We start from the raw sequence: 25642 nt of genomic DNA, 5'->3' as shown, positions 1-25642 counted from the left end.
CAATTTTGGGGTTGGAAGGCATTTGCCCGCTTTTTATTGATAACTCCCAAAAGAGGTAATTTGGTATACTAATTTCATCAACTACCATGAGGTGAGGCTATGTGGAATCTAACAAAAGCAGACAAAGAAAAATTCACAAAATGTAATACTCTTCCTATTCATGAATCAGATGAAGATTGGGAATTCGTATTAAGGGAGGCAAAAGAGGAAGGCGAAGATCTCCTTTCTCATTTACAAAAAGAGCTTGAGGAAGTTAAAGAGGTATTATTACATACGTTACCAGACCGTTTCATTCCATATGTAGAAAATGGAACATTAAATCAACCGACATTGCCCAAATCTGTACGTGAAGATTACTTACAATGGATGCAAGAAGCAGACAAAGAATTTGAACAAACTTTAGATGCTGCTCATGAACAGACTGCAAATGCCGTTACTTTTTTATCAAAGGCCGTTCAAGATGTATTCGAAGAAAGCTTGCATGACTCAACAATAGAGCGTATTGAACGTGAGGGAGATATACTTCACCTTTACATCAATACAGATGGCGGTTTTTCATCAAAATCCCTCATTCACCTTGTTTTTGAGAATGTGATGTCCGATGATTCTGATGAGCCGTTGGAGGTCGGGCATTGGATTGTCTATTACGAATTGCAGAAAACTGATGATGGATTTGCCTTTCGGGTGTTATTTGATTGCCCTGATACAGAATGGACAATTTCAATGAAGAACTTGAAGGCGAGTTATTATTATCGTCCTGCCTTGTATACTTTATTGAGTCACGAAGAAAAATTGAAAGAGACATCATTTGAGGATTACATTGCGAAATTAAATCCGGACTATAATTATTGGTTGAATACTCCAGACGTGACAAGTACTATTAAAACATTCACAAAACCTATCTCATTAGAAAATGGGACTCTTGAATTCATACAAAATAAAATGGTTGTTACAGTCGGGAAAAAACGCTTCGCCTATGATCTGGGAGAGCACAATCCAATTCAGTTTATTTATACCGATATATATGAAGATCCATATGCACATTTGGATGAACCCTTACCAATAGATGAAATTGAAGCTGTAGCACTAGGCGAAGATTTGGAGTTGCTAGTGCGTGCGTGGAATACGATGTACGCAAACCCTCATGAACTAGCAGAAATTATCAATCGAGTCTTGGCAAAAATGGAGATAACGGAAGAGAACGAAATGATGGCAAGTGCTTATGCAAGTCATTTTTATGAAAATGGAATTTTAACCGATGACGTTATTGAAAAATTTCGTTCACTAATATATTAATTGGGGACAGAGGACAGACTCAACGTCCAAGCTTAGGTCGTGTACCTGTCCCTTTGTCCCTATAATTCATCCAACGAAACCACTTCTCCTGTTGTTGCATTTACCCCGTAATGACAATCTACTTTTCCGCATAGCACATACTGATTTTGCTCAAAATCATACACATAATAAGGGGTAAGTTCGAATTTTCCTCTTAGCATTTCATAGGCTTCATCCTTACTGATTATCACTTGCCCAGGCACTTCAAATTCATCATACATCTGTAACAACATCTGGTTATCCATATAGTTCACAGCCTGAAGGCTTTTTGGATCTATCATGACATTCATTTTTCGCTGAAATACACGATTATCCTGCTTTTTCGCTCTTAGAACCGCATGAATATATCCTATTTCACGATGAAGTGATTTTAAAATCCAGATTCCGGAATCGTTAGGATATTCTTGGCGAAGTAAATCTCGGACAACTTCAACGCATTTTTCTTGCTCATCCTCGGTGATCGGGTGTGAATTGGGAGAAAGTTCACCCGAAAATGCCTGATCTGCTGTTATTTCCTCATGCCAATTTAACTCTTTTCTATCAAACGATGCAGCAAGCGTCTTATCCCAATCCAAAACTTTATCGATTTTTAAATATCCTTTTACATCCACGATGAATTCAAAAGGAAGCGTCCTCGACAGGTCATTTCGAACATAAATCTCTTCCACTGCATAAGCCGCCACTAAACGCTTTTGTTCAAATAACGGAAATTCAAGTAACTTCAGTTGTTCCTTCGCTAGCTCCTCAATTTTTTCAAAGGTCAATGTATATGGTTCTATCCTGACCATTTCTTTAGATGGAAAATGACCATAGGATGAAAAAGATGTAAGTCTACCACCGTGGTCATACTTGACATCAATCATTCCGGACGGTGATACGTCAACACCATCAATACATTCACTAAAATGCAGTTCCCCCTTCTCTTCCTTACGAAGCTTGAACTGCTGCTCATACATTATTCCCGTTTCCTGCTCAACCCATTTTATGATTTCATTTTTATCTGCAAAGGTTACCCCATTTTTGGCGAATGTCTGACCCATAACGAATATTGCACTTTGAAACCTACGGGTTTGAATATCTATTTCAATTGAAGCAGTCCCGTCCGGATTTTCATCCTCATCCATTGGTTCCGCAACATCGTTAGGAAACCATTCCATTGATAATGTATAAATAGTCTTATTAAAAATATTTACACGTCGATCGAAACTGTGCGATTTCAAGTAGTAGTCCCACAGTCCAAATTTTTCTCTTGTAAAGTCTAATAATTCTTGAATTCTATTATCCAATTCTATCACTCCACTTCCGGTACACCGCTCCTGTCCCTTCGTCCCACTATACCCTAATATATTTTTGAGTAAACCACAAAGGAGATAAATACAGTGCAGATTATTAGGGCTGTTAGGATATTGATTAGTTGAGCGGCTGTGAGTACAAAGAATTCAAATTGCAGCCCGATATTAAAGATAAGTAGATAAAAAATAATCGCAAAGTACGAAGCAAACATTCCTTTTTCACGGATTAGTTTCATACGTTCATCCTTTTGCTTGAAATGCGGATAGAGATGCGCCATACAAAAACTCATCACCGCCATTGCCAGTGTCATATAAGCCATTGGTGCGGGTGCGGCTTTCGCCATAATCCCAATAAATATTGTAAATCCAGACATTAAAGTAAACATAACACCACAAACAATAAACGGGACTCTTGAATTCCCCTTGTTACTTCCCCCTCATACAGTAATTAGTTTCCTCATATTCCCCATGAATCCTTATTTATAGTCTTCTTCCTCTAAAATGAAAATGTTTTCCACATTGGTCTCAAAAACTTCTGCCATTATCAATGCCAAAGGAAGAGAAGGGTTGTATTTTCCTTTTTCAATCGAAATAATCGTTTGTCTAGAAACCCCCAATTTTTCAGCTAAGCGATCCTGGGAATAGCCGTATTTCTTTCTGAACTCTGACACTTTATTTTGCAACCCATTCACCACCTCTTCTATATTCAGAGTAATGTAAAGCTTCCTTTACGTCAAGTTCCCTTTACATTAATAACAAAAAATAGGGCTAGTTCTATACTTGAATAGAACTAACCCCGTCCCCCACTACCTTGAAAGCACTTGTTCAATTGCTTGGTTCAAAACATCAATATTCACTGGATTGACTGGTGAGTCACTTAGCCTATATTTTTCCTTCAATCGTTGGATTCTTTCCACGCTTTCGTCGATCCTTTGCTCAGAAATTCCTCCATTTTCTACTGCCTTTATTATTGCATTTTGCACTTGGACGACTTTGTTATAATCATGTGCCACCATGATAATATCACTGCCGGCCTTTATCGATTGAACTGCAGCATCGCCAATATCATAATCATTCGTAATTGCCTTCATGAAAAAGTCGTCGGTTATGACCACACCATTAAAACCTATCTTATTTCGTAAAATGTCCGTGATAACCTTTTTTGACATGGAAGAAGGGAAGTTTTCATCAAGAGCCGGTACTAAAATATGCCCGATCATCACCATGTCTGCACCTTCTTTAACTGCCTGTCGAAATGGAATGAGCTCAAGGCGCTCAAGTTCTGTTATTGTTTTATTAACCTTGGGCAACTCAAGATGGGAATCAACATGTGTATCCCCGTGTCCAGGAAAATGCTTAACCGCAGGAATAATAGACTGTGATTGCAGTCCTTTCATCGTTTGAATCCCTAATGTACTCACAATCTGAGGGTTGCTACTGAAAGAACGGTCCCCAATTACCGGATTATCCGGATTGCTATTCACATCAAGTACTGGAGCAAAATTCACATTAAAACCAAATGCCTTTAGTTCTTTCCCAAGGACTGTGCCAATTTCATAGGAAAGTGACGAATCATTTATTTTTCCGATTTCTAGGTTTGTTGGAAAATCAACTAATCCTCCAGGAAGCTTCGAGATTCGTCCACCTTCCTGGTCAACACCAAGAAATAAGGGAACTTGACCTTCATTCGCCTGTTTGATTTCATTCAAATATGTCACTGTTTGCTTTGGACTTACTAAATTATCACCGTTCAAAATAATTCCACCAACATGATATTTCGTGATTAATTGGTTCATATTCTTATTCATTTTCGTTCCGGAAATTCCAGCAAAAATCATTTGACCAATTTTTTCATCTAAACTCATGGCCTCTTTTTCACCGACCTCTTTTTGAATCTCTGTCACGACAGAAATATGATGAACCGCCGGATTTGGTTCTTGCTCAGTTGGTTTTGGAAAAATCCATTTCAGCTGAAATGTGGAATTCACTTGATATATTAAGATAATTTGGTTAACCTTTTCATCCTGATAATACTTAACCTCAGCTGGTTCACCCATAGCATTTTTGATATCTTCCAAATGGAGGGCCGTTAAATCTGAATGGTAAGAGCGAATATCGAAAGCAAGCTGATCCTGAGTCCCAATTGTCACGTCCTGGTCAGGATATCCCACGAAATCCCCTATCGCCGTTTCATCAATTGATGATGGCTCACCCCATTGCTCCTGAATTTCCTTTAAATTCGTTTTTCCAGCTATAAAAGGAGTATGTGGAGCCTTTCCTGTTTTAGCTAGTGAAAAAACTTCCTTAACCCGCTCAAGAGCATCCGCTTTTTCTGGTTCTTCAACAGGCTTCTCTACTACATCTTCATCCTGTATATTTGATTCTTCTCTAGGAGTAGCCTGTTCACTATCTTGGGGTTTTTCATCTTTTTCAAAAAACACATTTAGTAAACCAGCAATCAAAGCAACAGAGAGTATACCAATTAATCCAGCTAGTAATCGTTTCTTGTACATAGATACCTCCTGAGCATTTGTCACATTCTAAAAGAATAGACTCCATTTTCAGCCAAAATGTTACACTGAGCAGTGGGACAAGTCCATCGACCGAGTAGTATTATTTTATGTAAATTCATATAAAAAAATAAGAGGATTGAAATCCTCCCATTTAGATTTGGGTTAGGAACCCCCTTTCCAGCTATTATTCTATATTACCGAACAGAAGATCTGTCAAATGACCCAACATCACACTAAAACTTCTTTAAATAAACCTTCTCCATTAAATGGTCCTCGCCTTTTTTCAATACGACTTTAGCCCGGCGGCGTGTCGGCAGGATGTTTTCCCGTAAATTTTTCGCGTTGATTTCTTCCCATATATCAGTTGCTTTTTGGATTGCTTCGTCCAATGATAATTCCGTGTAGCGGTGAAAATAAGACTTTGGATTCTGAAAAGCTGTTTTTTGAAGCGTCAAAAATCGTTCAATATACCAATTTTTGATATTCCGTACATCTGCATCAATATAGATGGAGAAATCAAAGAAATCACTTACGAAAACGGAATGTGCTTTGCTGACTTGCAGGACATTAATCCCTTCAACAATTAAAATATCCGGCTGATCGATCATCTCGACTTTATCCTTCAGCACATCATACGTTAAATGAGAGTACAGCGGTGCTTCCACTTTTCGTTTACTGGATTTCACTTTCATCATAAATTGAATTAATTTTTGAGTATCATAGCTTTCTGGAAACCCTTTTCGACTCATAAGGCCCTTGCTTTCTAGAGTTGCATTGGGATATAAGAAACCATCGGTTGTCACTAATCCTACTTTTTTATGGTTATCCCAACGTGATAATAGAGTTTGAAGTACTCTCGCTGCCGTACTCTTGCCCACAGCAACACTACCCGCAATCCCAATAATATATGGAACTTTTTTTGCCTTATAGTCCAAAAAGGAGTTCGTCACTCCTTGTAGCTGTTGGGAGGCTTCGACTTTTAAGTTGATTAAACGAGTCAATGGCAGATAGATTTCTTCCACCTCTTGAAGTGAAATTTCTTCGTTTATCCCTCTAATGCTCTCAAGTTCTTCGGCAGTCAGCAACAAAGGAGTCTTATTGCGAAGTTCTGCCCACTTCTCTCTATTAAATTCTATATAGTTTGTTAACGGATTCATGATATGTACCTCAAATTTGGATTCTTGTTCATTTTATCAAATTGTAGTTCGTTTGAATAGAATGGAGATGTTGGTAATTCCCCACGAAGCACTTCATATGTTTACAATTTTTCGAAATAATTATTTAATTATAGCACTTTTGTGGAGAAAAATACTTATAAAAAAATAGGCATCTTCCCCTAAAGGACAGACGCCTATTTAAAAATTACTTCCTATACTCTCTCAATTGCTCATTTACTATCTTTGTTTGTGTATAAATCTGTTGATAAATCGCAAAAAGCTTTTGATATGCTACCACATTTTCTGGAATAGGTTCATAAGTATTTGAGGTTTGAAGGAATACTTCAGCACACTGTTTTAAGGAGGTGAACCAGCCACACCCATATGCTGCAAGCATTGCCGCTCCCATACCAGGACCCTGTTCAGATGTTAATTTTTCTATTCTCGCATTAAAAATATCAGCTTGCATTTGCAGCCAAGTTTCGTTTTTCGCACCGCCTCCGATTGAAATAATTGTATCAATCGCTTTTCCGCTTTTTCTAAAAATCTCAATGGACTCGTATAATGAAAATGTAATACCTTCAAGAACAGCGCGTGCAAAATGCTTTCGTTCATGAGCAGCATCAATACCAATGAAGCTACCGCGAATATTTGAATCTGCATGTGGGGTCCGTTCTCCAACGATATATGGGGTAAAAAGTAATCCGTTGCTACCTACAGGCACTTCATCGACACCTTCCAAAAATTGATCAAAGGCTTCGTCTTTTGCAAAAGTATCCTTGAACCAGCTTAAGCTATAGCCCGCGGCAAGGGTCACACCCATCGTATAATACCTATTTTCTTCACCATGGTTAAAATAGTGAACCCTACCTTCGAAATCATGATCATTACGCTCTTCATATGACAACACAACACCTGAAGTTCCGATACTACAAAGGGTTTTACCTTCAGATAAAATGCCTGAACCTATCGCACCACAAGCATTATCCGCACCGCCGGCAAATACTTTAGTGTTATCCGATAATCCAGTTTCCTTTGCAAATTCAGGTGTAACCGTACAAACAAATGTATGTGATTCAACCAAAGGAGGACAGAAATCAAGTCCAAGTCCAAAAGTCTCTAACACATCCCCGCTCCATTCACGTTTTGCAACATTCAGCAATAATGTACCTGCTGCATCCGAATACTCCATATGGACAGCCCCGGTAATACGGTAACGTAAATAATCCTTCGGAAGCAAGAATATGCTAGAGCGTTCAAAAACTTGTGGCTCATTTTCTTTTACCCAAAGGATTTTCGGCAATGTAAAGCCTTCTAACGCAGGGTTCTTTGTAATTTCTAAAAGACGTTCCTTTCCGAAAGTTTCATAGATTTCCTCACATTGCTTTGTTGTTCTTGTATCATTCCAAAGTATCGCGTTACGCAATACCTGGTTCTCTTTGTCTAGTAAAACAAGTCCGTGCATTTGTCCGGAAAAACTAATTCCTTCAATGTCATTAACGTCGCCATCAAATTGCTCTATAAGTTCCTTAAGACCTGCCGTTGTTTTTACAACCCATTCTTCTGGATTTTGTTCACTATAGCCTGATTTTTCAATAATGAGTGAATATGATTTCGATACCTCGCCTACCACTTCCCCATACTGGTCCACAAGTAGAATCTTAACCGCACTTGTTCCTAGGTCCACACCGATTACATATTTCATACGTATCATCCTTTTCTAAAAAATGTGCTGGAGTAGTCTACTACCAGCACATTCAATCAATTATAGAGTATCTAATAAATATTGGTTGATTAGCGCTTTTAATCGTTCCGTTCTACCTGATGTATTTTTAATTTCAGTTAAACCAAGTGCATATGCCTCAAGCTCACGGAAGTTTGTTTTTCCTTCAACGATGTCCAAACCGATACCTTTCGTATAGCTACTGTAGCGCTCTTCAACAAAGCTATCAAGAACTTTATCTTCTATTAATTTGTTAGCCACTTTTAGACCAACAGCGAATGCGTCCATACCGGCAATATGTGCATGGAAAAGATCGTCTGTATCGAATGAACCCCTTCTTACCTTCGCATCGAAGTTTAGACCACCTTTACCAAGCCCACCATTCTTCAAGATTTCATACATGGCCAGTGTGTTAGAGTATAGGTCTGTTGGGAATTCATCCGTATCCCATCCAAGTAGCATATCCCCTTGGTTTGCGTCAACTGAACCAAGCATACCATTAATGCGAGCTATTCTTAATTCATGCTCAAATGTATGGCCGGCTAATGTCGCATGGTTTGCTTCAATATTAAACTTGAAGTGGTCTGTTAGATCATATTTTTGTAAGAATGCTAGACCAGTAGCTACATCAAAATCATATTGGTGCTTCGTTGGCTCTTTTGGTTTTGGTTCAATTAAGAATGGTACATTTAATCCAATTTCCTTTGCATAGTCAACTGCCATATGGAAGAATCGAGCTAAGTTGTCCATTTCTAGTTTCATATCTGTGTTAAGTAAAGTTTCGTATCCTTCACGCCCACCCCAGAATACATAGTTTTCTGCGCCAAGTTCTTTTGCAACTTCTAAACCTTTTTTTACTTTCGCTGCAGAATAAGCGAAGACATCCGCATTTGGAGAAGTAGCAGCACCATGTGTATAGCGTGGATTTGTGAACATGTTTGCTGTATTCCAAAGTAATTTAACCTTGCTTGTTTTCATGTAATCTTTGATCATCGCAACGACTACATCAAGATTATCATTTGTTTCCTTCAACGTGCTTCCTTCTGGTGAGATATCAACATCGTGAAAAGCAAAGAATGGAACATCTAATTTTTCTAAAAGCTCAAATGAAGCTTCAACACGTGCCTTCGCTAAATCTAATCCTTTAAGGTGATCCCAAGGACGGATGGCTGTGCCCACACCAAATGGATCAGAACCATTCGCAGTAAATGTGTGCCAGTATGCAACTGAGAAACGAAGAAGTTCTTCCATTGTTTGACCATTGATTTTTTCTTCTGGATTGTAATATTTAAATGCAAATGGATTTGTTGATTTTGCTCCCTCATATTGAATTTTGTTAATGGATTCAAAATATGCCATGGGTTATTCCTCCTAGTATTTTAATAGTTTATTTAGTGAAAGTGCTTTCAAAAAAATATGTATTACCTTTTTATACCCAAATTATAGCACCGTCTTTTTAGTTTGTCTATCGATTAAACTAAGTATTGTGTATTAATTTTATTTTTTCATCCCAAAAAATAAAATTAATACTCAACCCCTTGTTTAAACAAGTTTATAATTCGTATATCCATCATACTAAGTAGTGTGATAAAATATGAATACTACTAATCAAGGAGTTTATAACAGTGGAAACGATAACATGGAATCAACAGGTTGTGAAAAAGAATAATAAAGCACTCGTCTTGCAATTGATCATTGAACAAGAGCCAATTTCACGTGCCGATATCGCTCAAATTTCAGGCCTAAATAAAACAACAGTTTCTACACTAGTTACTGAATTAATAGAAATGGATTTGATTTTAGAATCTGGCCCCGGAGTTTCAAGTGGGGGGCGCCGCCCTGTAATTCTTCATTTCAATAAAGATGCTGGGTATGCAATCGGGATTGATATTGGTGTGAACTATGTTTTATCTGTCCTCACCGATTTAAAGGGAAATATTCTGATTAAAAAAAACCAAACCGTAATTCGAACTACTTATGCGTCAATCATGAGTATTGTTCAGGATATGATTCAGTCGTTAATGGATGAAAAGCCTAAAAGCAGATATGGAATTGTTGGCATCGGGGTTGGTGTTCCGGGAATCGTGAACAACGAAGGTGCCATTCTTCTAGCTCCAAACCTTGGCTGGAGTAATATCAAATTGAAAGAAGATCTTGAAAAGCTTTACGAAGTGCCTATTATCATTGAAAACGAAGCAAAGGCTGGAGCTGTCGGTGAACAACAATTTGGTGCAGGACAGGATCAAGAAAATATTCTTTACATTAGTGCTGGTATTGGAATTGGTGTTGGAATCATCCTTAACAAAGAACTTTATAAAGGTAAAAATGGTTTCTCCGGTGAAATGGGTCATATGATTATCGACTTTAACGGAAAACGATGCAACTGTGGAAGTCGAGGCTGCTGGGAAGCCTACGCATCTGAACAAGCTCTCCTTGAAATGGCAGATCAAAGCGTCCATACTTTAGATGAGCTAATTAAATTAGCTCAAAGCGGCGATGAAAAGGTGATTAAATTGTTTGAAGAGATTGGCAACTACCTAGGGCTAGGTATTACCAATATCATTAATACATTCAACCCAGAGCAAGTTATCATCGGAAACCGACTAGCTTCGGCAAGGGAATGGATAGAAACGCCAATACGGAATACGATTGAAAAACACACACTCGCATTCCACCAAAACGACCTTCAGTTCGACTTCTCAAAGCTTGGAAAATATTCAACATCATTAGGCGTCTCAGCTTTTGTAGTTGATAACTTTATCAAAGGGTAATTGGGCCAGAGGGAATTGACGTTGAGGGCGTTAGATCTATTAGAAAAATGAAAATCCTTAATAAAGAAAAGTATAGCGGTTTCCTAGAATACATCAGAAACCGCCTTTACTATCAGCTAGTGAAAGATATATTGAAGCTTACAAGATCGCATTAGCAATCAACCGATCAAACTTACGAATATCTACTCCCTTTTTCAAATGGACTTTAATATGACCAGCACGTGTCCATAATTCTACTTCAGCATTAACGTCCAGGAAGCCCCCAGCATTCTCCGTTGACCACATGTTAATTGAAGAATAAGGCAATGAATATATTTCTACTTTTTTACCTGTTAAGCCTTGTGCATCGCGAACAATTAATCTTTTATTAGTAAAAATTGCGCTATCACGAAACGTCTTATAGGCTGCAATCGCCTCTTCTCCTGCAACTAATAAATCATGCACATCGTTTGGAATTGGACATTCGGATATAAGTGTCCATTCTAAAATCCCTTGTGTAGCCATTTAATAACCTCCTAAATATTGTTAATAATTATCCTCATTAATATATTCCTTATAAAGTTATAGATCCCTTCTTTGATAACGAAAGACCTAGAAATCAAAATCTATTTCCGAAGAAGTCTCCTCTTCCCCATTCCATTTCCATCCATTTAATATAAAATGAAAGAGAAGTTTCCTAGACTTTAAAAATATTAAGAAATTCTTAAGAGTTTTTGATATGGAATGTTAAGATTTACCGGTTACTATATAACTATGAAAGCGGATTAGAGGTTGGGTGAAAAATGGATCATTATTTTGTACTGGTTGTTGATGACGAAAAAGAAATTCGAGATGCGATTGAGATTTACTTAAAAAACGAAGGGATCACGGTGCTGAAGGCTAAAGATGGGATTGAAGCATTGGACATTTTACATGAACAACAGGTTCACCTGATTATTTTAGATGTGATGATGCCAAAGCTAGATGGAATTTCAGCAACTTTTAAAATCCGTGAAACCAATAATATTCCCATCATCATTTTAAGTGCAAAAAGTGAAGACACAGATAAGATTCTTGGGCTTCAAGTTGGCGCTGATGATTATGTAACAAAACCGTTTAATCCAATGGAACTCGTTGCTCGTGTGAAATCACAGTTGAGACGATATGTCACATTCGGTACATATGAAGGAGCTAAAAGAGTAATTGACCTAAATGGTTTGACACTTGACCAGAAGGCAAAGGAAGTCGCTGTTCACGGAGAGCCAGTGAAGCTTACCCCGATTGAATATAAGATTGTTGAATTGCTTATGACCAATGCTGGTCGGGTATTTTCAATCACCGAAATCTATGAACGTGTATGGAAGGAACCTAGCTATAACGCAGAAAATACGGTTGCAGTTCATATCCGAAAAATCCGTGAAAAAATTGAAATTGATGCGAAAAATCCAAGATATTTAAAGGTGGTTTGGGGAATTGGCTACAAAATGGAAAGGTAAAATCACGATTGGTTTCATAGCTTTATTTTTTACACTTGGACTATGTGGCCTCTTGTCTGTGCTTGTCCATGGAAGCAATTATATACATAAGGATTATTTTCACACGCCATCTTTTCAAGAAGAACTCAATCAGTTTGTCGGATTAATTAGCATGTTTGAGCTGGCTGATATCACTTCAGAAGAGGCAAAAGAAGCAATTACCGTTACCGAAGATGAAATTCATGAGCACCGTTATCGCTATGGCGACCTGCCTCAACAGATTGAAAATATCAATTTACAATATGAAGGAAGAATTCAAGATGCGTTGAATGCAAATTACCAAGAAATAGCCTACACCTATATAGCTGAACGTGATAAAAAAATTGAGGACATTACGAAAAATTTTAAAAGTGATGATCATGTAAAAAACAAGATTATCAAGGAAAAAGAAAAAAGCATCGATGAATTTTATAAAGAAAGAGAAGGCTACAAGTCTGATTATGCAACATATAAAAAAGAGTTCCTTTTTTATTTTACGAATCCAACAACAGGAAAAATATATACGAATATAAAGCGTACAAATAGTGAGGCAGTCGAAACGGCTATGAGCGAGGAAAGTACCCATTTTCTTAAGGATTACACAATAACTCGTGAACATTTTACATATTATATGCCATACCAAATTACAGAATTACTTGATTCGATTATTCCTGCTGATATTGGAACACTCGATGGGGAAATTGCAGTGTCAGCAGCCGAAGATGCCTCAAATCCTTTGATTAAGCAATATGATTCCTACAGACAAAAGCAACTGATTTTACTAGTTGCTGCAATTACAAGCATTCTAGCTCTCATTCTTTCTTTAGTTCTTGGTAAAAAAGTGAAAGCTGTTCCAGTTGAAATTGAAAAGTGGAGACCTATTTACAATGAACTCCCAATTGATTCACGGGTAATCTTCTTCATTTTAACAGGCTTAATATCGATTTTCTGTATTTTCGTTGTTGTGACCGACCTCGATTATGTTCTCTATAACCCTTATCACGCAGTGGGGCCAGGCTTGGTTATCATGGTTGGCTCTATTTTTGTAAGCATTACTTATCTTCAAGGGAAATACCTTATAACCGAATTAAAGGATTGGCAAAATATAAAGACTGAATGGGAAAAAGGCATTATCAGTAAAGCAGAAAAAAGGATTATCGTCCTTTATAAAAAAGGAAAGCAAAGCCTTCAGGAAGCATTTTTAAATCAGAGTACTGGGACACAGTTCTTTGTTGTTCTAGCCATCATCTTTGGTTTGGGTTTTGGCGTCATTACAATTTTAAACCCTTTTCTTTTCCTATTTTATATACTGACCCTTGGAATTATCGGGATCCCACTTTTCTTTTCGATGGTCAAGAAAGTTGGGTATTTTAATAAAATTGTGGAGAAGACAGATGAGTTAGCAGCTGGAAAATTAGGCGAGGATCTGCCCATCATTGGAAAATCTGTGTTTGCTACTTTAGCAGGAAATGTCAACATGTTAAAACTCGGCGTAAAAACCTCTCTAAATGAACAAGCAAAAAGCGAACGGTTAAAGACGGAGCTCATCACAAATGTAAGTCATGACCTTCGAACACCTTTAACCTCGATTATTACGTATACGGAGTTGCTGAAAACACAAAATTTATCCGATGAGGATCGCTCTGCTTATCTTGAAATCATTGACCGTAAATCAAAACGATTAAAGGTGCTCATTGATGATTTATTTGAAGTATCAAAAATGGCTAGCGGAAATATCGAACTACACTTGGAAAAGGTTGACCTCGTCCAACTTTTACAACAGGCGATTGCGGAACATGATGATACGCTTAACTCATCTAGCCTACAATTCCGTGTGACAAACAGTGAAAAACCACTCTATGCACTTGTGGACGGGCAAAAAATGTGGCGAGTATTTGATAACTTAATAGGAAATATTTTTAAATATTCACTTGAAAATTCACGTGTCTATATTTCAACGATTACCAATGAAAATCAAGCCATCATCACGTTTAAAAATGTATCAAAATACGAGCTAAGCGAAAAAAGCGATGAGCTTTTCGAACGTTTCAAACGTGGTGACACCTCTCGACACACGGACGGATCCGGACTTGGGCTTGCCATTGCCCAATCCATCATCGACCTCCACCACGGTAATCTCGAAATCGAAACGGACGGCGATCTATTCAAAGTTAAAATCACATTGGCATTATTAATGTAACAAGACGGAAGGAACAGGGGCAGAGAGTCCCCCTTTCGTCCCAAACCAAAGGGGTGTTTTTGTGGAGCTTCATTTTTCGGAGATCTATAATGAATATCATAGTAGACTGTTTCGTATTAGTTATTCGATTACGCGGGATGTACATATGGCAGAGGATGTTGTTCACGAAACGTTTATAAAAGCAATCAATAAAATTGATACCATCGAAGACAATAGAAAAATAGGAGCCTGGCTCTCTACCATTGCGACTAGAACGGCGATTGATTTTGTCAGGATGGAAAGAAGCAAGAAGGGGATTCCAATGGAGCAGGAAATGCTGGAATGCTTAGGAAAAACAATGAAGTAAAAACGTTGAGGAGGAAGTAGAGACAGTCCTCGTAATGGAACAAATCAATCATGCCATTCAAAAACTGCGACGAGAATACCGGGACGTCCTCTCCCTTAAAATTTGGCACGATTTAAAAGAAAGCCAAATTGCCCACATCCTTAATCTTAAACCATGCACAGTGAAAACAAGAATCTATCGGGCAAGGAAACAATTAAAAGATATTCTGAATCAAGGGGATAAGTCCATCGTCCCACCTCTTATCTACTGAATTTACCTTGCTTAAGCTAAAGAAAACACCTAGGTTTTGTTAACGGGTTCGGTTTTGAAGTAGAAAATGTAAAATAGAGGTATAAATAACCTATGTTTTGGTGGACATATTACATTGGTTTTAGCAAACAATATAGCACAAAAAAGGGCATCGATAAATCGATGTCCTTTTTAAATATTTTATTTATTTATTAAGTTTATTAGATTGCTTCTCTAACCATTTCGCTCTTGCTATTAATCCCCAAGTCCCAATTCCTATCAAAGCGATTGCCAAAACAAGATATATCCAAGCCATTTGAAGACCCTACTTTCCGATTTAATAATACTAAATCATTAAATATATATTTTGAAGCATTTCATCGTTCTCATTAACAATAATCTAAAAGCCACAATCTTTACGCAAAGAGCCTATTTTATTTTACGTATCCAATTACTTTTCCAATGGTTTTTTCTTCTTTTAACACTAACATTTTGCTTCGGAACCAATCATCGCCAATTAAATAGTATTCATCATCTGAGAGTTTAACTTCTTTCATATTCGTTTCGAAAATTTCTGTCATACCTTTTTTATCGTAATCATTTCCCTTATTATCCATCATTTCGAAATAACCTTTTTCATCTAAACCAAGCCTATGTGCTTTACCGTAAAATGCGTCTAACTTTTGACCATTAATATAAATCTGACCTTTAGTTATTTTAATTTTTTCACCTGGCAAAGCAACCACTCTGGATATATCTTTATCTCCATCCTTATTATCGAAAAAAACAACATCTCCTCTTGAAATATCAGACACGTTGATGTTTTTCTCAATCGCTAAAGTTTTATCAAAATAATCGTGATTACCTCTATCCATATTATCGTACATATGGTGATGAGTTATCATTTCGGAACTTGGATTTTCAATAACCGTAACATCTTGGTTTGTATTTTCATCTGTAAGTGTTTTTGACGATGTATTAAAGGAACAACCTAAAATAATTAAGGCTATAAATGACATTAAAATGAACATAAGAATTTTTCTCACATCGACACCCATTTTCAAGAATATTCAATATCTTTATTAACAAATTATACCATATATCCTTTCTTGTGGGACAATAAAAGCCAAGTATTATTTACTTTGCTTACTGCATATAGATAATACCCTTTATGTCATATTGTTTCTTTGCAATTCCTAGTCGCTTTGCTGGCGTTCTTATTGTTTTGTTGGTTTTGTTGAAAGAATGGGTCCCGCCTCGAAAGTCGGCCTCACTGACACAAAATAACCCCTCGCACTTGGCAAGGGGTTATTTTTCAAACTATATATTAATACACGTCACGTAGGTAACGGCCTTCTGTTTTCATGTCTTTAAGATAAGCTTCAGCAGCTTCTCGATCCATTCCACCTTCTTGTTCAATAATGGTAAGAAGGGCTTCGTTCACGTCTTTTGCCATATGGTCTTTATCTCCACACACATAGAAATAAGCACCATTGTCAATCCATTCGAACAATTCTTTGCTGTTCTCAAGCATTTTGTGCTGTACATATACTTTTTGATCTGTATCACGAGAGAATGCAGCATCGATTTTTGTTAGAATTCCGTCTTGTTGGTATTTTTCCAATTCATCATGATATAAGAAGTCAGTCGCCTGATGCTGATCTCCGAAGAATAACCACGAACGGCCTGTTGCTTTATTTATCGCAAGCTCTTCGATAAATGAACGGAATGGTGCAACTCCTGTTCCTGGTCCAACCATAATCACATCTTTATCAAGCGTCTCTGGTAAATGGAAGTGTTTATTGATTTGAACAAATACTGGAAGTGTATCACCTTCCTGAACACGTTCGGCACATTGAACAGAGCAGACCCCTTTGCGTTCACGTCCATGGGCTGTGTAACGAACAGCACCGATTGTTAAATGAACTTCATCAGGATGTGCTGCTAGACTACTTGCAATGGAATAAAGTCTTGGTATCATTTTTCGTAATAAAGCTACGATTTCTTGAGCAGGGACATTCCACGGACCAAAATCACGCAGCATATCCAGTAAATCACGACCATCGATATATTCTTTAACAGCTGCTGCATCTTCGACAAGCTTTTGAATTTCCTCATTGTCTGTAAATGTTGCCGCAGTTTGTAACATCTTCCTTGAAAGCAAAGTAATATCAAGGTACGTTTCCAATGCTTCTTTAAGTGGCATTGACTCCCCTTGACGACCAACTGTTACTACTTCTTCAGCATCCCACTTCATTTCTTCAAGAAGAGCAGCTACTAGTTCTGGGTCATTGGAAGGTGCTATTCCAAGGGTGTCGCCAGGAATATACGAAAACCCAGATCCTTCTAACGATAATTCAATATGTCTTGTTTCTTTACTTGAACCTTGCCCATTTAAGTTAATGTTTTTAAGAACTTTTGCCGGAAATGGATTTGTTCTTGAATATGTTGTAGGAACTGGCTTTTTCGGATTCTTTTCATCATCTATAGTTCGTTGCATTTTCTAAAAACCTCCAACAGTTATATATATTTAGAATACCACATGTACAAGTTATATGGCGTGTATTTTCGCACATCAACGCCATTTATTATAAATTTACGGTTTTAAAAAGTCTCTTCCCAATTATAAATGTATACCCCAAAAAATTATAGACATTTGCATTCTTTTATTCAAACGAAAATAATGGATTTGCATTTTTCCTGAATAACTAAACACCCTTTTGATATTATATAATGCTATATTCCTGTGGTGCCAGGGATTCACTGCATTCTACTGGCTACCTTTCAACAAAAAATACTCTTTCGTAAATAGATTCTCTAAATATGGTAAAATAGGGAAAAAACAATAGTTACGGAGTTGATTGAATGACTGGAGCAATTGTTGAGATTGCCAATTTACAAAAAAGTTATGGCAGTAAGCCCGTCCTTCAAGGGGTTTCTTTAACAGTTAATAAAGGGGAAATCATTGGATATATCGGACCAAACGGGGCTGGAAAAAGTACGACAGTTAAAATTATCCTCGGGATTGAAGAGGACTATTTAGGTGAAGTAAAGATTTTTGGTCAAAGTATTTTGGACGGCAATATGGAATACAAACAAAAGATTGGATATGTTCCAGAGGTTGCCGATGTCTATGACAGTCTAACAGGTCAAGAATATCTCACCTTTATTGGTGAATTATATGGGATTGATTATGAAGTGGCTGACTACAAAGCGAAAAACCTAATGGAGTTATTTGGTGTTGGTGAAGTGTATCATTCCCGAATTGCTTCGTATTCCAAAGGAATGCGGCAAAAACTATTGATTATTTCAAGCTTGCTACATAATCCTGAAATCCTCTTCTTTGATGAGCCAATAAACGGACTTGATGCAAACAGTGTGATGATTTTTAAGGAAATCATGTCACAATTGGCACAGCAGGGCAAAACTATTTTTTATTCTTCACACATCATGGATGTCGTTGAAAAAATAAGCAGCCGAATCATCCTCCTTCATGGCGGAAGGATTGCCGCAGATGGAACCTTTGAGGAATTAAAGGTACAAAATAAGGAAGGGTCTTTGGAAGGGATTTTCAACCAATTGACTGGATTCAACGAGCATACAGAACTTGCATCACGTTTTGTATCGATTGTTGGTGAGGTGTGATATGCAGGACTTTCCTTCTTTAAAGCTGTTGGATCGTTTTGAAAAAGTCTTTAATCGTTTTGGAATTGATTATCGAATGATGCGAAAAATTCTGCAGGCTAAACTTGTGATGGACCGACGTCGCGTGCCAACTATTTTCTCACAAAATAACAAAAAGGATAAAAAAGATAAAAATCATTATCTTTTATCCTTATGGATCTATGTTTTGTTTGGGCTATTTTTAATTCCCTTTACCATTATGGGGGACAATTATCTTTTTCAAATGAGTCTAGTGTTTGGGATGATTATTTTTTTCTTGATGACTTCAATGATTTCTGATTTTTCATCGGTGCTCCTTGATATTCGTGACAGAAATATTCTCTATCCTAAACCAATCGATCGAAAAACGATCAGTGCAGCGAAACTAATACATATAATGATTTATCTATCCTTGATGACCATAGCATTGGCGGGTCCTTCAATCATTGCAGGACTAATTAAGCATGGCATTGTATTTTTCCTTGTTGTAATATTAAATGTCATTTTAATAGATTTATTGATCATTGCATTGACAGCGTTAATTTATTTACTCATTCTTCAATTTTTTGATGGAGAGAAGTTGAAAGATATAATCAATTATGTTCAAATCGGCTTGTCCTTTTCAATTATGATCGGCTACCAACTTCTCATTAGATCCTTTGAGATCGTTGACCTTTCCATCAACCTTGAGCCAGCGTGGTGGCATATCTTTGTTTTTCCAATTTGGTACGGGATTATTGTGGAACTGGCTATGGACGGTGTCTCCTCCACTTTCTTTTTATTTCTAGCCGGGCTAGGAATAATCGTCCCGTTTATTTCGATTTGGATCTATGCACGGTTGACCCCTTCTTTTGAAAGAAATCTTCAAAAGCTTTCTCAACACAATAAGGGAAGAAAGAAAAAACGTCTTAAGATTGGAGATTCTTTCAGAAGATTGATTTGTCCAACAAAAGAAGAAAGAGTTTTCTATCAATTTTCCAGTCTCATGCTAAAAAATGAAAGGGAGTTTAAGTTAAAGGTCTATCCTTCATTAGGCTTTTCTATCATTATTCCATTCATTTTTTTGTTTTCATTTATGGGTGAATTTAGTTGGGAATCAATTGCACTTATAAGAGAAGGCAAGTCGTATTTGAACATTTATTTTAGCTTGTGGTTGATACCGACCGCAATCATCACGCTTCAATACTCAGGAACTCATAAGGGAGCTTGGATATATAAACTATCACCTTTAAAAAGCTTAAAACCCATTTTTAGCGGAACGATGAAAGCCTTTATTGTGAACCTGTATTTACCAATCTATTTGATCATTTGTTTTGTGTTTATCCCAATTTATGGTGTAAGAATCATACCTGACCTAATTCTTGTATTTGTAAGTGCGCTTATCTATTCGGTCATTTGCTTTGCCATTTTTGAAAAGTCACTTCCTTTTTCAAAATCGTTTGAAACTTACAGTCAAGGAAATGGCGGCATTATATTTCTGTTAATGATGTTAGCTGGGCTTTTTGCAGGGCTGCATGTTATCAGTATGCTTTTCCCATATGGGTTCTATATTTACCTTGCCTTAGCCATACTGTCTTTACCTTTGTTGTGGAAAAAGGTCTTTAATGTTTCGTGGGATAAGGTGAATTGATTGCAGTCATAGGGATTGAAAGGTACTGAAACATTTTAATGTTAACCATGATAAAACTACCCAAACCTGATTGAATGGGTAGTTTTATTCATTATAAGAGCGTGGTCTTTTTTTAATCATCTTGTGAAAAAGTTCACAATCTTTTAAGATTCTCTTCATTTTTGTTTATTATTTTGATGCTATACTGACATTGTGATCAGGAATCTACTAATCTATTTTGGAAGGATGAAAATCATGAAAGCTTTAAGATGGTACAAGGCAAAGGATTTACGATTAGAAAATATTGAAGAGCCTAATGCAAAAAAAGGTGAGGTAAAACTTAGAGTAGAANNCGAATATACGGTAGGACCTATCTTTATTCCATCTGAAACTCCACATCCACTTACCGGAGATAAAGCACCAATTGTATTGGGACATGAATTTTCCGGTCAAGTCGTAGAATTGGGTGAAGGTGTAACTAAGGTACAAGTTGGTGACCGTGTTGCAGTTGAACCAATCTATTCATGCGGAGAATGTGAAGCTTGTAAACAGGGAAAATATAATCTTTGCGACAAAATGGGTTTTTATGGCCTTTCTGGAGGCGGTGGAGGATTTTCTGAATATGCTTCTGTTCCTGAACACATGTTACATAAACTTCCCGAAACCGTATCCTATGAACAGGGTGCACTTGTTGAACCAGTAGCAGTTGCTCTTCATGCAGTGAAGCAAAGTAAACTTCAAGTTGGTGATAAAGCTGCGGTATTTGGAACTGGTCCAATCGGTTTATTAGTTATCGAGGCTTTGAAAGCTGCAGGCGCAACTGAAATCTATGCGGTAGAACTTTCAGAGCAACGAAGACAAAAAGCTGAAGAACTTGGTGCAATTGGAATTAATCCAAATAATGGCGATGTGGTCGAGCAAATTCAACAGCTTTCTAATGGCGGAGTAGATGTCGCTTATGAAGTTACAGGAGTGCCACCTGTCTTGGTCCAAGCCATTAACTCTACAAAATTCAATGGTGAAACAATGATTGTCAGCATTTTTGAAACAGAAGCCTCTGTTCATCCGCAAAATATCGTGATGAAAGAACGGACTGTAACAGGTATTATCGGGTATCGGGATGTATTTCCGGCCGTTATCAATTTAATGGCTCAAGGATATTTCCCAACTGAAAAATTGGTAACAAAACGTATTACGCTAGATGAAGTTATTACGGAAGGATTCGAAGGTCTTCTTAAAGAAAGAAATCACATAAAAATCTTAGTAGAAGCTGAGTAATTATTATTTATGGGCCAATAGATCATGATCTATTTGGCCCATTTTTATAGTCCTTGCTGAATTGAATTCAGATCAAAACATATCCTACTTATTCCCCTACTTCCTTTCTTCCGTCATTCTAATAGAGTATGATATGGTTAAGGGTATTTTAATCGGACAAAAACCGCATTGTATTCCTTTAATACTAGCGGAAACTGAACTGCCCGTGGCACATTGCATTTAGAAGGGGTCAAAACATATGGGAGATCAGTTATATTATTTATTAGAGCATTATGGGTATTTCGGCTTGATAATCGTTTTGGCAGCAGGGATCATTGGATTGCCGCTTCCTGATGAAATTCTTCTTACATATGTAGGATACACCGTTTATCAAGGTAAAATGTCATATTCCCTCTCTTTAATGAGTGCTTCGATTGGATCCATTGTCGGAATTACAATCAGCTATTATTTAGGAATAAAATTAGGAATTCCATTTCTTCGGAAGTTTGGCCCTAAACTTCATCTAACAGAAAAAAGAATTCAAACAACGAGCAATCTCTTTAATAAATTCGGACCATATTTATTATTTATCGGCTTCTTTATACCTGGCGTTCGGCATATTACAGCATACCTAGCAGGAATAAATTCCTTACGTTATAAAAAATTTGCCGTTTTTGCCTACACCGGGGCCATCTTTTGGAGCTTTACCTTTATAACATTAGGACATGAATTGGGTAAGAAGTGGATGAAGGTTGGAACGATGATGAACCAATACAGCATTTACTTAATTGGGTTAACCCTAATAATTTTGCTCGGTATTGTTTATTTAAATCGAAGAAAGCTAGCGAGATAAAAAAGGACAGTTCCTTCGTTCAAAGGAACTGTCCTTTTATTTCAATTCCTAATTTTCATTCAGAAAGTCTTTGACAAACTTATTAAATTTTTCATCATGCTCCCAAAACATCATATGTCCTCCGAGAACCTTCACTTGAGATTCTGGCGTTAATTCATTTGTATACTTTTCCGCAATTTCAGCCCAGTGCTCCGCGACAATCGTTAAGGTAGGAACTGCTTTGCTAGCCTTTTTTGCTTCCTCTCGGTAATCAGAAAACATCCCTGAGGCAAATAAATTACCAGCAATGTAGTATGGTGTTTTTAATGATTGCTCAACTAGCCAGGTTAGCTCTTCTTTCTCAAGCTCTCTTTGCACCATTACCTGAGTAATATAGCTTGTTATGAACTCCCTTTGTCCGCTTGAATTTCGCAAATAACCATTGTAGATTGCTGCAATATCATCTAGCTTACCTTCAACCCAATCATTATGGACAGATAATGATTTTGGAGGCATGTCAACAAAAATTAAGGATTTAATATGATCGAAGCCATTTTGCTTTACATACTCCCAAACCGTCAAACAACCAAATGACCAGCCTACAAGAGTTGCATTTTTAACATCTAATGTTTGGAGAACGGAAGCTAAATCTGAGCCGTGTGTGACATAATCGTTTCCATGAAGAGCCATAGTCGATCTTCCGTGACTCCTTGGATCAATTACAATCACGCGATTTGTTTTTGAAAAATAGTCAATTTGCTTTGAAAAAACCTCAGTAGTGAAAGTAAAACCTGGGATAAAAACAAGGGGCTCCCCTTCTCCTACATCTTGAACAAATAACTCAACCCCTGAATCGACTTCAATATATTTTCCATCGATAAAGCTCATCATCATTCCCCCTACATATAGCTTTTTAACTACTATATTCACCTTTTAATGTATAATTCCTCTTCTATCTTTATCAAAAAATAGAAAAGCCCCCGTAAATTTACGAAGGCTTAGCTTTGTCCGCATTATTGTACTGTTAGTGCTGCTTTTTTTGAGTATTGCTTTCCTGGATGATGAGCAGGCAATTGACTCCCTTGACCGAATAGGCTATCTCGTAATGTGTCACCTTCATATTCTTTTCGTACAAGACCCCTTTCTTGCAAGACCGGCACTACAAGCTCTACGAAATCTTTAAAAGTACCAGGGGTAATCGCATAAGCTATGTTAAATCCATCAATTCCAGTCTCTTCCACCCAACTCTCCAAATCATCTGCAACCTGTTCAGGACTTCCAACCGTTACAGGACCCAATCCACCAACTCCGGTATATTTTTTTATTTCATCGATCGTCCAATTTTTATCCGAATCAATCTTAGTAAAGTTTTCAACCACAGAGTGAATTGCATCATTTTTTACAAACTGAAGATTTTCATGCGGACCATATTCTGAAAAGTCGATTCCGGTCCAGCCACCGAGAAGTGCTAGTGCTCCCTCATAGCTTACATGTTTTTGATACTCATTGAACTTTTCGTAAGCTTCTTCCTCTGTTCGGCCAACAATCGGTGTAATGCAAGCTAGGATTTTAATTGCCTCTGGTGCTCTACCAGACTTAATTGCCTCTTCACGCAATTTCTTTACAGAATGCTTAGCGGCGTTCTTTGTTGGTGCACCAATAAAGATTAATTCAGCATTTTTACCAGCAAAAGCACGACCCTTAGAGGAAGTTCCCGCTTGGTATAGTACAGGCGTTCTTTGTGGGGACGGTTCGCAAAGATGGGCACCCGGAACCTTATAATACTTTCCTTCATGGTTGATGTCATGGACCTTACTTGGGTCGGCGAAAATCCGGTTCTTTTTGTCTAGTAAAACAGCATCATCCTCCCAGCTGCCTTCCCATAATTTATAGCAAACTTGTAAATATTCTTCGGCAATATCGTACCGCTCATCATGATTAATTTGGTCCTCTAATCCTATGTTAACGGCAGCGCTTTTTAAATATGAAGTGACAATATTCCAGCCTACACGCCCCTTTGTAATATGATCAAGCGTCGACATCCGGCGAGCAAATGTATAAGGATGCTCATGTGTAACCGATGCAGTCACCCCAAAGCCCAAATGCTTAGTCACTGCTGACATTAACGGCACAACAAGTGATGGGTCGTTAACAGGTGATTGTGTACCTTGACGAACCGCGGCATCTCTAGAACCTTGATACACANNATACTGACCTAACACATCGGCTAGGAATATAGCATCGAATCTTCCCTTTTCTAAAAGCTTCGCAAGTTCAATCCAATACTCGCTATCTTTATAGCGGTGGGATTGATCCTCTGGATGTGTCCACAAGCCCGGGGATTGATGCCCCACACAGTTCATATCAAACGCATTTAAGTAAATTCTTTTCTTTGTCATAGTTATTAGCTCCCTTTAAATTAATTTTTATAGGACAAAATCTTTTTTCTGATTAACTGCTTCAACAAAGTAATAAAGCTCTTTTTTCAGTCTTTCTAATACACTAGCATCGATAATGGGATTGACGACTTGTGCTTTATCGATTTGGCAATCCTGGAAGTAAACTCCCTGTTGGCTGTGCCCCTTCAATGCTGCCAATAAAGGCTTGAGGCTAAATTCAATCGCAAGTAAATGGGCTGGGCTTCCACCTGTCATGATTGGTAAAACTGCTTTTTTTGCTAACACATCTTGGGGAAGCAAGTCTAGTAGTGCCTTCAAAACTCCCGTGTAGGCTGCCTTGTAAACTGGCGATCCTACTATTACTCCATCCGCACCTTGGATTCGTGAAGTTAGATCCTTAAGTGCAGGACTGTCGAACCTCAGATTAAAAATGTCATCAGAAGGAATATCTCGAACCGATACATTTGTGACGGATAACCCCTCACGTTTAAGCATCTTTCCAACATATTGTAGAACCAAATCTGTTCTTGAACTTTCCGAAGGGCTTCCCGATAAAATGACGATTTCACTCATTTTGATCATCCTTTCTGCTATTCTTGTATTTTTAAAAATTATTTAACCCCATGTTCATTCTCCTTGTGTCCATTTGGAAAATCCCCCTCCTCCCATCGAAAAAACGAATGAAAAAAGGCATCTTTATCCAAAACGTCATAGATGGACGCTTTGAAAATAAAGATGCCTTTAGTCGTCTAATCGGCAAATTATTTAGTGTTTTTTGTCAGGTTTTGAGTTGATGTGGATTTTTGCAATGAAAAACGCTTCTT

The 25642-nt window shown here is 37.5% G+C and carries 23 protein-coding genes; 10 read left to right on the top strand and 13 right to left on the bottom strand.

The window, feature by feature from the left end; genetic code table 11:
* Positions 1–99 precede the first annotated feature (99 nt).
* Positions 100–1296, top strand: coding sequence for a DUF4085 family protein (locus V7147_RS09675; RefSeq protein WP_335367648.1), 1197 nt, complete (start codon positions 100–102; stop codon positions 1294–1296).
* A gap of 59 nt (positions 1297–1355) precedes the next feature.
* On the opposite strand, the gene V7147_RS09670 is transcribed toward V7147_RS09675, so the two are convergent.
* From V7147_RS09670 to xylA, 7 genes are all read right to left on the bottom strand, one after another.
* A complete protein-coding gene (locus tag V7147_RS09670) occupies positions 1356–2630 on the bottom strand; it encodes a hypothetical protein (RefSeq protein WP_335367647.1) in 1275 nt (424 codons plus the stop codon).
* A gap of 44 nt (positions 2631–2674) precedes the next feature.
* A complete protein-coding gene (locus tag V7147_RS09665) occupies positions 2675–3001 on the bottom strand; it encodes a permease (RefSeq protein WP_335367646.1) in 327 nt (108 codons plus the stop codon).
* Positions 3002–3103: 102 nt separating this feature from the next.
* Positions 3104–3310, bottom strand: a complete 207-nt coding sequence (locus V7147_RS09660) for a helix-turn-helix transcriptional regulator (protein WP_335367645.1) — start codon at positions 3308–3310, stop codon at positions 3104–3106.
* 123 nt (positions 3311–3433) lie between these two features.
* Positions 3434–5140, bottom strand: a complete 1707-nt coding sequence (gene nagZ, locus V7147_RS09655) for a beta-N-acetylhexosaminidase (RefSeq protein ID WP_335367644.1) — start codon at positions 5138–5140, stop codon at positions 3434–3436.
* A gap of 233 nt (positions 5141–5373) precedes the next feature.
* Complete coding sequence (coaA, locus tag V7147_RS09650; protein ID WP_335367643.1) at positions 5374–6297, bottom strand: type I pantothenate kinase; 924 nt, start codon at positions 6295–6297, stop codon at positions 5374–5376.
* A gap of 205 nt (positions 6298–6502) precedes the next feature.
* Positions 6503–8002, bottom strand: a complete 1500-nt coding sequence (gene xylB / locus V7147_RS09645; protein ID WP_335367642.1) for a xylulokinase — start codon at positions 8000–8002, stop codon at positions 6503–6505.
* A 60-nt stretch (positions 8003–8062) separates the two neighbouring features.
* Positions 8063–9379 carry a xylose isomerase gene (gene xylA, locus V7147_RS09640; RefSeq protein WP_335367641.1) on the bottom strand — a complete coding sequence of 439 codons (1317 nt, stop codon included), beginning with the start codon at positions 9377–9379 and terminating at the stop codon, positions 8063–8065.
* Between the two features lie 266 nt (positions 9380–9645).
* Here xylA and V7147_RS09635 point away from each other — a divergent pair, with 266 nt between their 5' ends.
* Complete coding sequence (locus V7147_RS09635) at positions 9646–10791, top strand: ROK family transcriptional regulator (protein ID WP_335367640.1); 1146 nt, start codon at positions 9646–9648, stop codon at positions 10789–10791.
* Between the two features lie 138 nt (positions 10792–10929).
* Here V7147_RS09635 and V7147_RS09630 read toward each other — a convergent pair whose 3' ends face one another.
* Positions 10930–11295 (bottom strand): PH domain-containing protein, encoded by a 366-nt coding sequence (locus tag V7147_RS09630; RefSeq protein ID WP_335367639.1) that lies wholly within the window; start codon positions 11293–11295, stop codon positions 10930–10932.
* A 278-nt stretch (positions 11296–11573) separates the two neighbouring features.
* Here V7147_RS09630 and V7147_RS09625 point away from each other — a divergent pair, with 278 nt between their 5' ends.
* The 4 genes from V7147_RS09625 (at position 11574) to V7147_RS09610 (ending at position 15080) form a co-directional block, all read left to right on the top strand.
* Entirely contained in the window at positions 11574–12266 is a 693-nt protein-coding gene (locus V7147_RS09625; protein WP_335367638.1) for a response regulator transcription factor, read from the top strand.
* Entirely contained in the window at positions 12244–14484 is a 2241-nt protein-coding gene (locus V7147_RS09620; RefSeq protein ID WP_335367637.1) for a sensor histidine kinase, read from the top strand. Before V7147_RS09625 ends, V7147_RS09620 begins: the two co-directional genes overlap by 23 nt.
* A 61-nt stretch (positions 14485–14545) precedes the next feature.
* The gene (locus tag V7147_RS09615; RefSeq protein WP_335367636.1) at positions 14546–14830 is read left to right on the top strand and encodes an RNA polymerase sigma factor; all 285 of its coding nucleotides are present in this window, start codon (positions 14546–14548) and stop codon (positions 14828–14830) included.
* A 34-nt stretch (positions 14831–14864) separates the two neighbouring features.
* Positions 14865–15080 carry an RNA polymerase sigma factor gene (locus V7147_RS09610; RefSeq protein ID WP_335367635.1) on the top strand — a complete coding sequence of 72 codons (216 nt, stop codon included), beginning with the start codon at positions 14865–14867 and terminating at the stop codon, positions 15078–15080.
* A gap of 412 nt (positions 15081–15492) precedes the next feature.
* Here V7147_RS09610 and lepB read toward each other — a convergent pair whose 3' ends face one another.
* Both lepB and V7147_RS09600 read right to left on the bottom strand, forming a co-directional pair.
* The gene (gene lepB / locus V7147_RS09605) at positions 15493–16104 is read right to left on the bottom strand and encodes a signal peptidase I (protein ID WP_335367634.1); all 612 of its coding nucleotides are present in this window, start codon (positions 16102–16104) and stop codon (positions 15493–15495) included.
* Positions 16105–16385: 281 nt separating this feature from the next.
* Entirely contained in the window at positions 16386–17558 is a 1173-nt protein-coding gene (locus V7147_RS09600; RefSeq protein ID WP_335367633.1) for a diflavin oxidoreductase, read from the bottom strand.
* Between the two features lie 365 nt (positions 17559–17923).
* On the opposite strand from V7147_RS09600, the gene V7147_RS09595 reads away from it, so the two are divergent.
* The 4 genes from V7147_RS09595 (at position 17924) to V7147_RS09580 (ending at position 22440) form a co-directional block, all read left to right on the top strand.
* A complete protein-coding gene (locus V7147_RS09595) occupies positions 17924–18703 on the top strand; it encodes an ABC transporter ATP-binding protein (protein WP_335367632.1) in 780 nt (259 codons plus the stop codon).
* 1 nt (position 18704) lies between these two features.
* Positions 18705–20351 carry a hypothetical protein gene (locus V7147_RS09590; protein WP_335367631.1) on the top strand — a complete coding sequence of 549 codons (1647 nt, stop codon included), beginning with the start codon at positions 18705–18707 and terminating at the stop codon, positions 20349–20351.
* 234 nt (positions 20352–20585) lie between these two features.
* Positions 20586–21608 (top strand): 2,3-butanediol dehydrogenase, encoded by a 1023-nt coding sequence (locus V7147_RS09585; protein ID WP_335367630.1) that lies wholly within the window; start codon positions 20586–20588, stop codon positions 21606–21608.
* A gap of 238 nt (positions 21609–21846) precedes the next feature.
* Positions 21847–22440: a DedA family protein gene (locus V7147_RS09580; protein WP_335367629.1), complete on the top strand. Its 594-nt coding sequence runs from the start codon at positions 21847–21849 to the stop codon at positions 22438–22440.
* A 48-nt stretch (positions 22441–22488) separates the two neighbouring features.
* Here V7147_RS09580 and V7147_RS09575 read toward each other — a convergent pair whose 3' ends face one another.
* The 3 genes from V7147_RS09575 to ssuE all read right to left on the bottom strand — a co-directional run bounded on the left by V7147_RS09575 (position 22489) and on the right by ssuE (position 25391).
* Entirely contained in the window at positions 22489–23307 is an 819-nt protein-coding gene (locus tag V7147_RS09575; protein ID WP_335367628.1) for an alpha/beta fold hydrolase, read from the bottom strand.
* 125 nt (positions 23308–23432) lie between these two features.
* Positions 23433–24818, bottom strand: a complete 1386-nt coding sequence (locus tag V7147_RS09570; protein ID WP_335367627.1) for an LLM class flavin-dependent oxidoreductase — start codon at positions 24816–24818, stop codon at positions 23433–23435.
* Positions 24819–24845: 27 nt separating this feature from the next.
* Complete coding sequence (gene ssuE / locus V7147_RS09565; RefSeq protein ID WP_335367626.1) at positions 24846–25391, bottom strand: NADPH-dependent FMN reductase; 546 nt, start codon at positions 25389–25391, stop codon at positions 24846–24848.
* Positions 25392–25642 lie beyond the last annotated feature (251 nt).

The organism is Bacillus sp. JJ1521 (genome assembly GCF_036965165.1).
GTDB lineage: Bacteria > Bacillota > Bacilli > Bacillales > Bacillaceae_L > Ferdinandcohnia.
The sequence above is the reverse complement of the archived record's forward strand: the minus strand, read 5'-3'. Positions and strand labels throughout refer to the sequence as shown.

Coding starts and splice junctions, on each gene's coding strand:
- V7147_RS09675 (WP_335367648.1), top strand. CDS start 100: ATGTGGAATCTAACAAAAGCAGACAAAGAAAAATTCACAAAATGTAAT.
- V7147_RS09665 (WP_335367646.1), bottom strand. CDS start 3,001: ATGTCTGGATTTACAATATTTATTGGGATTATGGCGAAAGCCGCACCC.
- nagZ (WP_335367644.1), bottom strand. CDS start 5,140: ATGTACAAGAAACGATTACTAGCTGGATTAATTGGTATACTCTCTGTT.
- coaA (WP_335367643.1), bottom strand. CDS start 6,297: ATGAATCCGTTAACAAACTATATAGAATTTAATAGAGAGAAGTGGGCA.
- xylB (WP_335367642.1), bottom strand. CDS start 8,002: ATGAAATATGTAATCGGTGTGGACCTAGGAACAAGTGCGGTTAAGATT.
- xylA (WP_335367641.1), bottom strand. CDS start 9,379: ATGGCATATTTTGAATCCATTAACAAAATTCAATATGAGGGAGCAAAA.
- V7147_RS09630 (WP_335367639.1), bottom strand. CDS start 11,295: ATGGCTACACAAGGGATTTTAGAATGGACACTTATATCCGAATGTCCA.
- V7147_RS09625 (WP_335367638.1), top strand. CDS start 11,574: ATGGATCATTATTTTGTACTGGTTGTTGATGACGAAAAAGAAATTCGA.
- V7147_RS09610 (WP_335367635.1), top strand. CDS start 14,865: ATGGAACAAATCAATCATGCCATTCAAAAACTGCGACGAGAATACCGG.
- V7147_RS09600 (WP_335367633.1), bottom strand. CDS start 17,558: ATGCAACGAACTATAGATGATGAAAAGAATCCGAAAAAGCCAGTTCCT.
- V7147_RS09595 (WP_335367632.1), top strand. CDS start 17,924: ATGACTGGAGCAATTGTTGAGATTGCCAATTTACAAAAAAGTTATGGC.
- V7147_RS09590 (WP_335367631.1), top strand. CDS start 18,705: ATGCAGGACTTTCCTTCTTTAAAGCTGTTGGATCGTTTTGAAAAAGTC.
- V7147_RS09580 (WP_335367629.1), top strand. CDS start 21,847: ATGGGAGATCAGTTATATTATTTATTAGAGCATTATGGGTATTTCGGC.
- V7147_RS09575 (WP_335367628.1), bottom strand. CDS start 23,307: ATGAGCTTTATCGATGGAAAATATATTGAAGTCGATTCAGGGGTTGAG.
- ssuE (WP_335367626.1), bottom strand. CDS start 25,391: ATGAGTGAAATCGTCATTTTATCGGGAAGCCCTTCGGAAAGTTCAAGA.